Origin of the sequence: Enterobacter cloacae complex sp. SHL020, from assembly GCF_049236945.1 — a bacterium.
Classification (GTDB): domain Bacteria; phylum Pseudomonadota; class Gammaproteobacteria; order Enterobacterales; family Enterobacteriaceae; genus Enterobacter; species Enterobacter dykesii.
In genome coordinates this window covers 14,834-26,809 of record NZ_JBMKJF010000005.1, presented here as the reverse complement: position 1 = coordinate 26,809, position 11,976 = coordinate 14,834, and the positions used below count along the sequence as shown (strand labels likewise).

At 56.0% G+C, this 11,976-nt stretch carries 17 protein-coding genes; all 17 read left to right on the top strand.

Annotated elements, in window-relative coordinates; translation table 11 throughout:
- Positions 1-38 precede the first annotated feature (38 nt).
- The 17 genes from ACOTZB_RS13915 to ACOTZB_RS13835 all read left to right on the top strand — a co-directional run bounded on the left by ACOTZB_RS13915 (position 39) and on the right by ACOTZB_RS13835 (position 11,971).
- The gene (locus tag ACOTZB_RS13915; RefSeq protein WP_421627473.1) at positions 39-1,100 is read left to right on the top strand and encodes a GPO family capsid scaffolding protein; all 1,062 of its coding nucleotides are present in this window, start codon (positions 39-41) and stop codon (positions 1,098-1,100) included.
- Positions 1,101-1,127: 27 nt separating this feature from the next.
- Entirely contained in the window at positions 1,128-2,150 is a 1,023-nt protein-coding gene (locus tag ACOTZB_RS13910; protein ID WP_048962589.1) for a phage major capsid protein, P2 family, read from the top strand.
- 2 nt (positions 2,151-2,152) lie between these two features.
- Positions 2,153-2,857 (top strand): phage terminase small subunit, encoded by a 705-nt coding sequence (gene gpM / locus ACOTZB_RS13905; RefSeq protein WP_421627472.1) that lies wholly within the window; start codon positions 2,153-2,155, stop codon positions 2,855-2,857.
- 104 nt (positions 2,858-2,961) lie between these two features.
- Complete coding sequence (locus ACOTZB_RS13900; RefSeq protein WP_059445697.1) at positions 2,962-3,435, top strand: head completion/stabilization protein; 474 nt, start codon at positions 2,962-2,964, stop codon at positions 3,433-3,435.
- Positions 3,432-3,908 carry a phage tail protein gene (locus ACOTZB_RS13895; RefSeq protein WP_421627471.1) on the top strand — a complete coding sequence of 159 codons (477 nt, stop codon included), beginning with the start codon at positions 3,432-3,434 and terminating at the stop codon, positions 3,906-3,908. Before ACOTZB_RS13900 ends, ACOTZB_RS13895 begins: the two co-directional genes overlap by 4 nt.
- A 35-nt stretch (positions 3,909-3,943) precedes the next feature.
- Positions 3,944-4,600: a hypothetical protein gene (locus ACOTZB_RS13890; RefSeq protein ID WP_421627643.1), complete on the top strand. Its 657-nt coding sequence runs from the start codon at positions 3,944-3,946 to the stop codon at positions 4,598-4,600.
- 2 nt (positions 4,601-4,602) lie between these two features.
- Positions 4,603-5,751 carry a DUF2586 domain-containing protein gene (locus tag ACOTZB_RS13885; RefSeq protein ID WP_421627469.1) on the top strand — a complete coding sequence of 383 codons (1,149 nt, stop codon included), beginning with the start codon at positions 4,603-4,605 and terminating at the stop codon, positions 5,749-5,751.
- A complete protein-coding gene (locus tag ACOTZB_RS13880; RefSeq protein ID WP_421627467.1) occupies positions 5,748-6,206 on the top strand; it encodes a phage protein in 459 nt (152 codons plus the stop codon). Before ACOTZB_RS13885 ends, ACOTZB_RS13880 begins: the two co-directional genes overlap by 4 nt.
- Before the next feature lie 4 nt (positions 6,207-6,210).
- Entirely contained in the window at positions 6,211-6,522 is a 312-nt protein-coding gene (locus ACOTZB_RS13875) for a holin (RefSeq protein WP_048962605.1), read from the top strand.
- Entirely contained in the window at positions 6,509-6,847 is a 339-nt protein-coding gene (locus ACOTZB_RS13870) for a M15 family metallopeptidase (RefSeq protein ID WP_049027674.1), read from the top strand. Before ACOTZB_RS13875 ends, ACOTZB_RS13870 begins: the two co-directional genes overlap by 14 nt.
- The gene (locus tag ACOTZB_RS13865) at positions 6,847-7,227 is read left to right on the top strand and encodes a hypothetical protein (RefSeq protein ID WP_048962608.1); all 381 of its coding nucleotides are present in this window, start codon (positions 6,847-6,849) and stop codon (positions 7,225-7,227) included. The genes ACOTZB_RS13870 and ACOTZB_RS13865 overlap by 1 nt, the downstream gene beginning before the upstream one ends.
- A 105-nt stretch (positions 7,228-7,332) precedes the next feature.
- Complete coding sequence (locus tag ACOTZB_RS13860; protein ID WP_032638410.1) at positions 7,333-7,608, top strand: putative phage tail assembly chaperone; 276 nt, start codon at positions 7,333-7,335, stop codon at positions 7,606-7,608.
- 8 nt (positions 7,609-7,616) lie between these two features.
- The gene (locus ACOTZB_RS13855; RefSeq protein WP_032638407.1) at positions 7,617-7,796 is read left to right on the top strand and encodes a DUF6890 family protein; all 180 of its coding nucleotides are present in this window, start codon (positions 7,617-7,619) and stop codon (positions 7,794-7,796) included.
- 1 nt (position 7,797) lies between these two features.
- Positions 7,798-9,876 (top strand): phage tail tape measure protein, encoded by a 2,079-nt coding sequence (locus ACOTZB_RS13850; protein WP_421627465.1) that lies wholly within the window; start codon positions 7,798-7,800, stop codon positions 9,874-9,876.
- A complete protein-coding gene (locus ACOTZB_RS13845) occupies positions 9,873-10,208 on the top strand; it encodes a DUF2590 family protein (RefSeq protein ID WP_032638403.1) in 336 nt (111 codons plus the stop codon). Before ACOTZB_RS13850 ends, ACOTZB_RS13845 begins: the two co-directional genes overlap by 4 nt.
- Positions 10,201-11,385, top strand: a complete 1,185-nt coding sequence (locus ACOTZB_RS13840; RefSeq protein ID WP_421627464.1) for a baseplate J/gp47 family protein — start codon at positions 10,201-10,203, stop codon at positions 11,383-11,385. The genes ACOTZB_RS13845 and ACOTZB_RS13840 overlap by 8 nt, the downstream gene beginning before the upstream one ends.
- Positions 11,378-11,971 carry a phage tail protein gene (locus tag ACOTZB_RS13835; RefSeq protein WP_421627463.1) on the top strand — a complete coding sequence of 198 codons (594 nt, stop codon included), beginning with the start codon at positions 11,378-11,380 and terminating at the stop codon, positions 11,969-11,971. Before ACOTZB_RS13840 ends, ACOTZB_RS13835 begins: the two co-directional genes overlap by 8 nt.
- Positions 11,972-11,976 lie beyond the last annotated feature (5 nt).

Sequence of the window (11,976 nt, the reverse complement as noted above, 5' to 3'; positions counted from 1 at the left end):
ACGAATTGTATTATTCATTTCATTATTAAAGGTCAGTTATGACGCAACCCAGTTACCGAACTGATTGGCTATGCATCGCCACATCGGGGCAGGCCGTGGACGGTCGTACCATTGAAGCGCAATGGTTAATTGACGCGGCAGAGACTTATACTCCGAAAACTTACACCGCCATGATTTGGCCGCATCATCCGCAAAATGCTATTGGGGAGCGTGAGTTTACCTGCAATCTGGGTACTGTGGACGCGCTGAAAGTAGAGACGGAAGGTGACGTCACAAAATTATATGCCCAGTTAATCCCAAATCAGTTTCTTATTGATGCCAACCGAATGCAGCAAAAGCTTTTTACGTCTGCTGAGTTTATACCGGATTTTGGCGGAAGCGGACGCGATTATCTTTTCGGGCTGGCTGTTACGGATATTCCCGCGAGCCTCGGAACTGAAAGGCTTAAATTTATTCTCGCCGGGGAAGAAAAGGACGGCGAGCGCGGAAGCCTGGAAACTTTCAGCCTGGGTAATTTGCAGGCAGGCAAGCCAGAAAAAAAAGATTCTTTCTGGTCGAGATTATTTTCGGCCCGTAAAGAGTTCACGCCAACACCAGAACCTAACACCGACAAGCCCAATGAGGGCGAGGAACAAAAAATGGAAGAGTTAAAAGCCCTCATCCAGCAACTGCTGGATTTAGTCAAAAGCGGCAAAGAGGCCGCTAACGGCGACGCTGACAACGTCGATACGCCAGAACAGGCCGCCGACGAAGTGGCAGATATCGCCGCAGATATCGCCGAAGCTGCGGCAGAGGTTGCCGATCTTGCCGAGGAAGTGGCAGAGAACCCGGAAGACGAAGTCAAAGCGGCGGAGTTCAGCGTTGCAAAAGCCAACCTGGCTAAAGCAATGAAAGCTTTCAACGTGACCCCGTCCAAACGCCCGCGCCGCAGCCGTCGCCGTGAGTTTTCAGCGCGTCGCCAGTCTGGTGGAAACCAGATGGACACGCTGACCGCGCAACTGACCACCGTCATGACGAAGCTGTCAACGATGGAAAACGGCAGCACGCAGCGCCCGAATAATGCGCCAGGCGGCAGCAACAAGCCGTTTGACTTCTGTTAATCAATTTCTTTCCAGGGATAAAACGAAATGCAATTAACCCCAAAAGCAGAGCAGATGTTGCGTAAGTACGCCGCAGGCCTGGCGAAAGCCAACGGCCAGCCGGACACGTCGCGATTCTTCTCGCTGACACCACCTAAAGAAACCCAGTTGCGTGATGCGCTGCTGGCAAGTTCTGAATTCCTGCGCCTGCTGCCTAACGTGCTGGACGTGGACCAGATCACCGGCCAGGTGGTAACCACAGGCCAGGTGGGTATCTACACGGGCCGCAAAAAAGATGGTCGATTCTCGCGTGCGATGGGCGTGGGCGGAAACGAATATAAGCTGGCCGAAACGGATTCCGGTTCTTATTTGTCATATTCCATGCTTGTGACCTGGGCTAACGCGGGCAGTGAAGACGAGTTCTTCCAGCGCATTCAGGCGAACAGCAATGAGCAATTTGCACTGGATATGCTGCGCGTGGCGTTCAACGGTGTAGAAGTTGCAGAAAACACCGACCCGGAAGCGAACCCGAACGGTGAAGACGTTAACATCGGCTGGCATAAAATTGTTAAGGACCGTTCAGCCGAGCAAATCATCACCGGCGACGTCACTATCGGTGGTGCGAATGCTGATTTTATGGGGCTGGACGCAGCGGTCACCGATCTGGTGCATAGCTGCATTTATGAGCCTTATCGCAATGACCCGCGTCTGGTTGTGCTGGCATCCGCTGACCTTATCGGCGCAGACGTCACCACGCTGATGAATAAGATTGATCGTCCGACTGAGAAAGTTGCGGCGCAGTTGATTGGCCGCCAGATCGCGGGCCGCACAGTGTACACCCCGCCATTCATGCCGTCTGGTCGCCTGATCGTCACCACGCTGGACAACCTGCATATCTACACCCAGCAGGGAACCCGCAAGCGCAAGGCCGAATGGAACGACGACCGCAAACGCTTTGAAAATAACTACCTGCGTATGGAAGGGTACGCCGTCGAGCATGACGAGCTTTACGCCGCATACGACAAAATTACCCTGGCAACCGACGCGCCAGCTTCAGGCGGGGGCGAATAATCATGGCTCTTTCCCTGTGTCAGCGACACCGCGCACGCATTAAGACCGCAAAGACGCTGGATAAACGCGAAGCCCTGGCGTCGTCGCCGGTCAGCTTCCACCTGCAAATGCTGGAACTGGCAAAAGATGTTGAGCAACTCCGCAGCCTGCCGCGCACCGAAGACCGCATCGAATGTAAACGCGATGTGTTGTTGCCGCGCTGGATGCCGACCGTTGAGTCCTATCTTGCCGGTGATGCCCGCTTCGCAAATCCGGCCCTGGTCTACTGCGTGATCTGGTTGTTCGACACGGGGGAAATGAGCCAGGCGCTGGACTGGGCCGACGTGGCTATCACTGAAAACCAGGCGATGCCGGAAAACTTCAAAAGTACCCTGCCCGCCTTTGTGGCCGATACGGTGCTGGAGTGGGCAACGAGCCAGGCGGAAGCCGGTCACAGCATCGAGCCGTATTTCAGCCGCACGTTTGAAAACATCCGCGAAAAGTGGCGTTTGCACGAAGACATTAACGCGAAATGGTTCAAGTTCGCGGGGCTTTATCTGCTGCGCGACGAACGGGGCCGCCCGCGTGCCACTGCCGTGGAGGATGTGGAAACGCTTGAACAGGCCGATGCCCTGCTGGCCCAGGCGCACGCCTTTAACAATAACTCTGGCGTCAGGACCGCGCGCGACAAGATTCGCGCCCGGATTAACAGCCTGACAAAGCAATAACGACTCCCGCAAAGCCGGGACGGGCGCGGGGGAGGCATCAACTCTTTTGGGTTGTTGGCTATGGATCCCGTTAGCCCGTTTCTTTTGCAAACAAGGTGTAAACCATGAGTGGTCCAAGTTTCAGCATTAGCGGCAAGCCGTTAACGGTGACGCCAACGGTGATCACCAATGGCGTGACGTTCTGGCCTGATCTGGATCTGGCTGAATTTCAGACGTCGCGCACCCTGCCCGCTGACCTGCCGCCAGACACCGCAGGCGTTGCCCTGCTGGCCGCCATTGCGGAGGTAAACACGACGCTGGCCGACGTGGTGGCCTACTGGAACGGGAAAGGATGCGAGCGGGCCGCCGATGTTCCGGGCGCAAAGCTGAGAGACGAAAACCAGTTAACAGCCCAGTACAAAAAAGCAGTTTATGCGCGGGCAAAAGCCGATTTGCTGGGCGAGTTCGCCACCATCGGGCGACGTGAGTCGCACCCGGGCCAGGAAAGCCTGGACACCCGCGCCAATCTGCTGGCCGAAGCGGCCAACGTGATGCGCAACATGCTGCAACAGCCACGCGTGGGGGTGCATCTGATATGAGCCAGCTTGAAAGCCTGACGGCGTTTATCACGGCGAATTTGCCGCCCGACGCCATGCAGATGTTTTCCAGTTCAATGGACGATTGCGAACTGGTCCGCAGCGCCAAAGCGCTGGGGAACAATCAACGCCGCATCGGTGTGCTGACGTATAGCGCTCGTTTGTCGTGGGATAACTTCCCGTTTCGCAAATATTCACCGGGGCTGATTTATGCCCTGGTGCTGGCCTGGGTGGATGAACATGCCAACGAGCTGCGCGACGAACTGAAATTACCCGATCCCACTGTGGACCCGGAGTTCGACGACGAAGGAAGCTGCATTCTTGATGTGGTGGTCGGGCTGGCTGATCCGGTGATTATCCGCGAAGTGGAAGACGGTCCGATCCCGTTCAGGGGCAAAGCCTGGGACATCGTCAACCCGGAAATCTGGGTCGCGGAGGAAGCGGAATTCATTGTCCAGCATGGTGATGCGTCGTGATCCGTGGGGAGTTAAACCAGCAACAGCTAAAGCAAATGCGCGAAGCGCTGGCAAAAGCTGACCTGCCACCACGGAAGCGCCAGCGCCTTTTGTGGCGTGTCGCAAAGCTGGGAATTATTACGGCCGCCAAACGTCACCAGCGCCAGCAGGCGGCCCCGGACGGCACGCCGTGGGAACCACGTAAGCGCGGCAAAGGAAAGATGCTAAAGGGATTGCCCAAGCTGCTGGCCGTCCGGGAAATGCCGGAAATTCAGGGCGTCCGGGTTTATCTAAAAGGCGGTAATTATCGCAACGGAAATAAGCCCGTCGCGGCGGGTCTGGTCGGCGCGGTCCAGCAGGACGGTGCGCGGATCCAGATGAAAGCCAGCAACGCCCCGCGTAAACCGCAGACGAATCAGCCAGCGCTGCCGCGCCAGGCAAAGCGGCTGCGGGCGCTGGGGTACAAGGTCCGCAAGGGCAAGCGCTGGGTGAAGCCGTCCAGCAAACAAATCATGGAAACCATGAGCATGGCGCAGGCCGGGCTGGTTATCCGCAAGCTGAAAGGCACACCGGCCAAACGCACATGGACCATAGACATACCGGGCCGCGTTTTTCTGGGTGTCAGTAACGACGAATTTAACCAAATCATAGCGCGGCAAATGCAGGCAATCGGCTTCGGCTGGGACGTCAACGCGCAGGATATCAGGGGGTAAAAATGACGTGGCCGAATGTCACAGTTAGTCAGAAAAACCGCTACAACGGCACGACGAACGATATCGAACGCGTTGTCCTGTATGTCGGTTACGGTGACACCAACACCGACAAAACCCAGGCGGTCAACACCGATACCGATCTGGATAAGGCGCTGGGCGATACCGACAGCCTGTTAAAGCGGATTGTGGCCGCAGCCGCCAATAACGCCGGTCAGAACTGGTTTGCTTATGTGCATGTCATGCCTGAGCCAGATCCAGACAATGCAGACTACAAATTCGATGATGCGTGGATGAAAGCCGTCACGGCTGCCCAGTCCGTCGCATCCGTTGAAGGGGTTGTCCTGGCGGTTGATGTGACTGAAAAAGCGACCATCAGCCGCGCCACAGAAATGCGAACGACCTTACAGGCTAAATTCGGGCGCTTTGTCTGGTTTGTGCTGTCTGTGGGTGGCCCGGAGGAAGACGAATCCTGGGCGGATTACCAGACGCGCATGGCTGCGCTTGAAAACGGTATCGCATCGCCTGGCGTCCAGCTTGTGCCGCGACTGTGGGGCAACGAACCGGGCGTTCTCGCCGGTCGCCTGTGCAACCGTGCGGTGACCGTCGCAGACAGTCCGGCCCGTGTAGCAACCGGCGCGGTCACTGCGCTGGGCAGTGACGACCTGCCGAAAGACGGAACCGGGCAAGAAATTGATCTGGCCGTCTTGCAGGGATTGCAGGCAAACCGCTTCAGCGTGCCGATGTGGTATCACGACTATGACGGGATTTACTGGTCAGACGGTCGCACGCTGGATGTTGAGGGCGGCGATTATCAGGTCATTGAAAACGTCCGCGTCGTGGATAAGGCATCCCGCCGCGTCCGTTTACGCGCCATTCCAAAAATCGCGGATCGCTCGCTTAACAGCACACCGGGCAGCATTGCGGCGCATGAAACCTATTTCGGCAAGCCGCTGCGCGAAATGTCGATTGCAACGCAGATCAACGGCGTGGAGTTCCCCGGTGAAGTGAAACCGCCAAAAGATGGCGACGTCACTATCACCTGGATCAGTAGCGTTGCGGTGCAGATTTATTTGATTGTCCGCCCGTATGAGAGCGCGAAGGAAATCGGCGTCAGCATCGAACTGGATTCATCACTGGAGAATCAGGCATGAGCGGAGAACGCATTAGCGGCGGTTCGTTCGATGTGAACTATGACGGCGTCATGATTCACGTCGAAAACGCAACCGTCACCATTACGGATAACAGCGCCGTGGCGCAAACGCGTGGCGTTCCGAACGGCCACACAAAGGGATCGGTGTCGGCGGATGTGGAAATCGAAGTCGATTCCCAGAATTTTAAAAAATTCACCGCCGTGGCCCGCGCTGCCGGTTCGTGGCGCGGCATCCCCGCAAAGGACTTTTTGTTCTATGCGAACGCCGGAGACGACGAAGAAAAAATCGAGGTGTTTGGCTGCGTTCCCGCGCTGTCTGACATCGTCAACATCAACCCCAACGAGGCCAGCAAAACCACGAAGAAAATTAAATTCATGGTGACCAGCCCCGACTTTATGGCGATTGACGGCGTTCCGTACCTGTCAGCCCGCGACACCCGCGATCTGAAAGGTTAACAAGATGCCAAATGGAGAAACATCACTGCTGGCAAAGCTGCTGCTGATCGGGGCCGTGATCGGCCTGGGGCAACTGATGGTCAGCAGTGAGCAGATCACAACCCGCCTGCTGGTCGGGCGGATGATTCTGGGGGCTGCGGTGGCCCCGCTCGCCGCAATCCCGCTGCTGAAATTTCCCGATATGCCGGAACTGGTTGTCGTGGGCATTGCCTGCGCCCTGGGCATCCTGGGGAGCGCCTTTATCGAGGCGGGTTTAAAACGCCTCGCGGAATACTGGATTAAACGATGGGGAAGCAAACGCCATGAAACTGAGTGAAAAACAACAGCTTTTCACCGTGATGATCGCAAATCTGATCCACTTCGCGGAGGAAAAAGGCTACCGCCTGACGTTTGGCGAGGCATACCGCACGCCTGAGCAGGCCGCGCTAAATGCCAAAAAAGGCAGCGGTATTGCAAACAGCCTGCATACCCAGCGCCTGGCCGTGGATTTCAACCTGTTTATCAATGGGGAGTACCAGACCGACAGCGCCGCCTATCGCCCGCTGGGCGAATACTGGGAATCAATCGGCGGCTCATGGGGTGGCCGTTTCAGTAAGCCGGACGGCAATCATTTTTCCCTTGAGCATAACGGGGTGCGCTGATGCGTAATTTGCTGGGGTTGCTGCTGATCCTGATTGCTGCCATGTCAGCAGGGTGGCAGGCGCACGACTGGCACGACGCAAAGCTAAAGCTGGCCGCCAACGAATCGGCAGAGCAAACCCGCCAGATTGTCGCCGAAGTGACGCGGCAGTCTGGTGAAGCGCTGGAAGCAAAAATCGCGGAGCTAAAAGGTAATGAGATCCACACGGAACGGGAAATTCGCACCGAAATCATCAAGCCGGTATTTAGCAACGTTTGCGCTTCTGATGATTACGTCCGGTTGTTCAACGAAAGTGCAGATCGCGCCGAGCGAGCATTATCAGGAAAACCAGCTAACGCTTTGCCCGGTGAATCTGCCCAGACTGGCAGGGCCAACCGGTAACGACTTTGACGCGGCGTTAACTGCCTATCGGCAGATGTACACCGATTGCGCCGTAAGACATAACGCCCTGGTGGGCATCATTCGACAACGTAAGGATTTAACAAAATGAGCAAGTCTGATTCTAAAAAAATTGCCCTGGCCGTTGCGGGCGTCAGCCTGAGCTTTGAGCCAAACAAAACCGCTTACAACAACCTGATTAACGAAATGACCATGACCAACAAAGTTGCGCCGATGGTCACCTATCTGGGCCGCATTGTTGATGCCGAATCCAAAGAGGCATTAAACAAGCTGATGGAAGATTACCCAGGCTGTGAAATGCAGATCGTCGAGAAGGTTAATGAGATTTACTCGCCGAAGCTTGAGATCGAAGTAAAAAACTAGCGGCGCGGGTGGCGGCCATTCGCACGAACGGGCTGGAGCAATACCTTGCCCTTCGCCGCTACTACCTCCCGCATGAACCCGACGACGAAGAAAGCATCGCCCGCGCCCTTTGGCTGGACGAGTATTTCGCCAAAACCAGGGCGAATAAAACGGCGGAAGGTATCGCCATTGCACTAAACGGAAGCTGATATGAGTCACCTGGATTTTACGCTGAGCCTGATTGATAAGCTGACGCGGCCACTAAAAACGGCCCAGTCTTCGCTGACTGGCTTTGCCGAAAAATCGCAGGCGTCTTTTGCAAAGATCGGCATCGGTGCGGCGGCGGTCTGGGGTGTTGCCCAGTCCATCGCGGGCGTGGTTGGCCCCGCGTATGAAATGAATGCTGCGCTTTCCGAAGTGGGCGCCAAAGGCGTAGCAGAAGACACGCTGAAAAGGCTGTCCAGCGAAGTCCTGAAATTCAGCATGCGCTACGGTAAAAGCGCGGTTGATGTGGTGAATTCCAGCTATGCGATGAAAGGCGCAATGTCCGGCCTGAGCGATGCAGATCTGCCACGCGTGACAGTGGCGGCCAACACCCTGGCGGCAGGCGTTAAGGCCAGCGGCGAGGAAGCGGGCGAATATATCGGCGCGATGGCATCCCGTTTCAACGCGGAACTGTCCAGCCTGGGGCATGTGAAATTTGCCGAAGAACTGGCCGGTAAAACGGCGTACATGGTGCAAAACTTCGGCGTGAAAATGCAGACCATGCAGGAGCTTATCGAGGGGACCAAAAACGCCGGTGCTGATTTTGGCGTCAGCATGGATGAACAGTTCGCGGTGCTGGGTACGCTTTCGCGCACCCTGGGCACGGAGTCCAGCGGCATTTACGAGCAGTTTTTGCGAAGCGCACCGGCAGCGGCTGAAAAGCTGGGCATGAGCTTTGTAGATGCGACCGGCAAAATGCTGCCTATGGGCGACATCCTGCAAAAGTTGCAGGACAAATACGGGGCCAGCATTGAAGGGAACGTCAAAGCCCAGCAGGCGCTGGACGCGGCCTTCGGCGGCGGTGCTGATGTTATTAAAAAGCTGTACGGCCAGCAGAATGATTTAAATCGCAGCATCGCAGAACTGGGGCGCAATGACGGCATGAAGCGCGCCCAGGAAATGGCCGAACGTATGGCGAAGCCGTGGGAACGCATCGTCGCGACGTTTTACGCGATGCGCGTCGCGCTGGGTAATACGCTGATCCCTATCCTTACGCCGATGATGAACCGTGTCGCCGACGTGGGGGCAAAATTTGCCCGCTGGCTGGAGATGTTCCCCAACATTGCCCGCTGGCTGGGTTATATCACCCTGGGCGTGCTGTCCTTCGGGCTGGCCGGTGCGGCAACCAATATCGTGATGGGCATCTTTGGTTTCACGATGACGGGCCTGACCAGTATCGCCAAAGGTCTGGGCAATGTATGGAAAGCCCTGTTATGGACCCTTAACTTGCTGCGCCCGTCATTGCTTACAACCCGCATCGGGCTGGCCGCACTGTGGATCCAGTCAAAGCTGTTAGCCCTGTGGACCGGCGTTTGTCGTGTCGCGCTGGCCGCCTGGAACGTTGTGTTAAAAGCCGGTGCGGTTGCCATGCGCATTTATGGCGTTGCGACCATGTTTGCCGGTGTGGCCATGCAACTGCTGACCAGTCCGATCACCCTGATTATTGCCGCCCTGGCATTGCTGGCGCTGGGTGTCTGGTATGTAGTGAATCACTGGGAGGAGCTGAAAGCGGCGGTAATGAATACCGAGGCTTTTGCATGGGTGATGGATGTTGCCGGTCAGGTGGGCCAGGTCTTTTCTGACGTCTGGAAATCCATCACTGACGGCTGGGATTCTGTGGTTGCGTTCTTCGCCGGTCTTTCACCACTCGCCACATTTGAAGGATTCGCGGACACCATCGGCGGTGTATTCAGCAAGCTTTTTGACGTCCTGAAAAGTACGTTTGCATCCACCTATAACTGGATTGCGGAAAAGCTAAACAAAATCCCCGGCGTCAATATCGATCTGAAAAACGTATCCCCGCCTGCGGGAGCCGGAGCGCCGCCAAAACTGAACGGCCCGTCCTTGCTGACGGGTAACACGGTTAATGCAGATATCCCGCGTGGCGGCCTGATGGGGCAGGTAAAAACCGACAGTAAAACCGTTGTGGATAGCCGCAAGACGTGGGGCGATACCTATATCAACGCCCCGAATGGAATCACCCCGGCCCAGTTGGCCGAATGGCAGGAGCTTAACGCCGGATGAGTACCGAACCGTTATACATCGACCTTTTGATCACTGACGGCGATTTCACGCTGGACAGTGGCAACGAGCCGCAGCGGTGCAATAACCGCGACAGCATAGCCCAGGACATAATCCACAGCATTCTGGAAAGCGGCATCACCACGCGCCTGATCGGTGAACGAAGCCCGACCATGCGAGGCGACGCGCTGACCCAGCTATCGCTACTGGTTGAAAGTGACGAACGTCTGGTCCCCGGCACGATTGTGATCACAGAAGAAAGTATCACGCGGCTGTATGTCACCGCTGAAACCTACGATTTCGGCAGCGTTGGCACGGAGGTGAATTATGACTGAGAAACCGGAAGTTGATTTCGAAAAAGTCCTGAGTGACAGCGGGATGCCAACGACGGAAGCGGAAATCACAGCCGTGTTTAAAGAGACGGTTAAGGCTGAGGGATTTATTACCAATACTTCCCGAATGTCACCGTTCTGGCGTCTGATTTCGAAAATTGTCACCACACCCGTGCTGTGGTTGCAGGCTGCGCTAATCAATGTCGTCCTGCGAAACATGTTTGTGGCAACCGCCACGGGTGCAATGCTGCGCTTGCTCGCCTGGGCGGTGAACATCACCCCGAAACCGGCAAGCGCTGCCGCAGGGGTAATCCGCTTTTACAAGACAAATCCTTCGGACGTTGTGATCGTGCCTGCCGGCACGTTGATTCAGACGGAGCGAATCAACGGCGTGATCTATGTGCTGGCCGTCAACGAAGACACGACACTGGGGGCGGGTCTTGAAAGCGGGCTTGTTCCCGTTACCGCGACCGACACCGGCAGCGGTTACAACCTTGCGCCGGGATATTTTCGTATTTTGCCCGTGGCCGTTGCAGGTATCGCCAGCGCAGTGAATGAGGAAGACTGGTTGATCACACCGGGCGCAGACGAGGAAAGCGACGACGAGTTACGCGACAGAACGCGCAACCAGTTCAACCTGGTGGGCAATTACCACACCGATGCCATATACCGCAGCATGATTGCGGGTGTTGTGGGATTGAGCATTGATCGCATTTTCTTTTTGCATGACGCCCCGCGCGGACCGGGAACCGCAAATGCCTACCTGCTACTGGATAGTGGGGAAACGTCGCAGCCCTTTATTGATGCGGTTAACGATTACGTTAACTCCCAGGGTCACCACGGCCACGGCGATGATTTGCAGTGCTACGCGATGCCGGAAACGACCCACGCGCTGGCGGTAAAGGTGTATGTGGAAAGCAAAGAAAATATGGAGCCGGAAGAACTGAGCCACTTAGAAAGCGGGGTTTCAGATTTGATCCGGTGCGCATTCAGGGAAAACGCCAATTACGACGTTAAAAAGACGTGGCCGTATTCGCGTTATTCCTTTTCGAACCTGGGCCGGGAGATTCACAAAGCATTCCCGGTCATAGATTCACTGAGTTTTTCACTGACAGATATTGTCAGCGAATTATCGGTCCCGCGTCTGGCCTCCTTATCAGTGGAGATCCTCAATGACTGAGTTTGCCAGACTGCTGGCCGGGTTGAAGCTGCCGTCATGGATGGGCCGTGGCGACCCCGCGCGACTGCTGCGTGCCTGCGTGAAATTCTGGTTGCAGGTTTACGAGTGGATCACCTGGCCGTTGAGGCAGTTCGACCCGCTGACCTGCGTCGAGCCAGTGTTGAACCTGATCGCATGGGAACGTGATATCACCCGCTTTAAAGGTGAGCCGTTAAGCCTGTTTCGTAAACGAGTCAGCTACGCCTTTATCAATGCGCAGCAGGCGGGCGAGGTGGCGGGGTTTATTGCCATTTTTGAGCGGCTCGGGATCGGGTATGTCGAACTACTGGAACGCCAGGAGGGGATGGACTGGGACGTGATTACCGTCCGCGTCACTGATAGCCAGATAGCGGATAACAGCGATCTCCTGCTGGAGATTATCCGCAAGTATGGTCGGACCTGCCGCCGTTATCAGTTTGAAGTGATCACCACCATGCCGCTGCATATCAATGTTGGATGGTATCAGGGTGATTATGTTTGCTGGCCTGCGACCCTGGGCGATGTGCAAAACGAGTTAAGCGCGACATTTAGCGCAAGGTTGGAGTAAAGGAA

Coding starts and splice junctions, on each gene's coding strand:
- ACOTZB_RS13915 (WP_421627473.1), top strand. CDS start 39: ATGACGCAACCCAGTTACCGAACTGATTGGCTATGCATCGCCACATCG.
- ACOTZB_RS13840 (WP_421627464.1), top strand. CDS start 10,201: ATGACTGAGAAACCGGAAGTTGATTTCGAAAAAGTCCTGAGTGACAGC.
- ACOTZB_RS13850 (WP_421627465.1), top strand. CDS start 7,798: ATGAGTCACCTGGATTTTACGCTGAGCCTGATTGATAAGCTGACGCGG.
- ACOTZB_RS13845 (WP_032638403.1), top strand. CDS start 9,873: ATGAGTACCGAACCGTTATACATCGACCTTTTGATCACTGACGGCGAT.
- ACOTZB_RS13875 (WP_048962605.1), top strand. CDS start 6,211: ATGCCAAATGGAGAAACATCACTGCTGGCAAAGCTGCTGCTGATCGGG.
- ACOTZB_RS13860 (WP_032638410.1), top strand. CDS start 7,333: ATGAGCAAGTCTGATTCTAAAAAAATTGCCCTGGCCGTTGCGGGCGTC.
- ACOTZB_RS13865 (WP_048962608.1), top strand. CDS start 6,847: ATGCGTAATTTGCTGGGGTTGCTGCTGATCCTGATTGCTGCCATGTCA.
- gpM (WP_421627472.1), top strand. CDS start 2,153: ATGGCTCTTTCCCTGTGTCAGCGACACCGCGCACGCATTAAGACCGCA.
- ACOTZB_RS13885 (WP_421627469.1), top strand. CDS start 4,603: ATGACGTGGCCGAATGTCACAGTTAGTCAGAAAAACCGCTACAACGGC.
- ACOTZB_RS13835 (WP_421627463.1), top strand. CDS start 11,378: ATGACTGAGTTTGCCAGACTGCTGGCCGGGTTGAAGCTGCCGTCATGG.
- ACOTZB_RS13890 (WP_421627643.1), top strand. CDS start 3,944: ATGCGCGAAGCGCTGGCAAAAGCTGACCTGCCACCACGGAAGCGCCAG.
- ACOTZB_RS13880 (WP_421627467.1), top strand. CDS start 5,748: ATGAGCGGAGAACGCATTAGCGGCGGTTCGTTCGATGTGAACTATGAC.
- ACOTZB_RS13900 (WP_059445697.1), top strand. CDS start 2,962: ATGAGTGGTCCAAGTTTCAGCATTAGCGGCAAGCCGTTAACGGTGACG.
- ACOTZB_RS13870 (WP_049027674.1), top strand. CDS start 6,509: ATGAAACTGAGTGAAAAACAACAGCTTTTCACCGTGATGATCGCAAAT.
- ACOTZB_RS13910 (WP_048962589.1), top strand. CDS start 1,128: ATGCAATTAACCCCAAAAGCAGAGCAGATGTTGCGTAAGTACGCCGCA.
- ACOTZB_RS13895 (WP_421627471.1), top strand. CDS start 3,432: ATGAGCCAGCTTGAAAGCCTGACGGCGTTTATCACGGCGAATTTGCCG.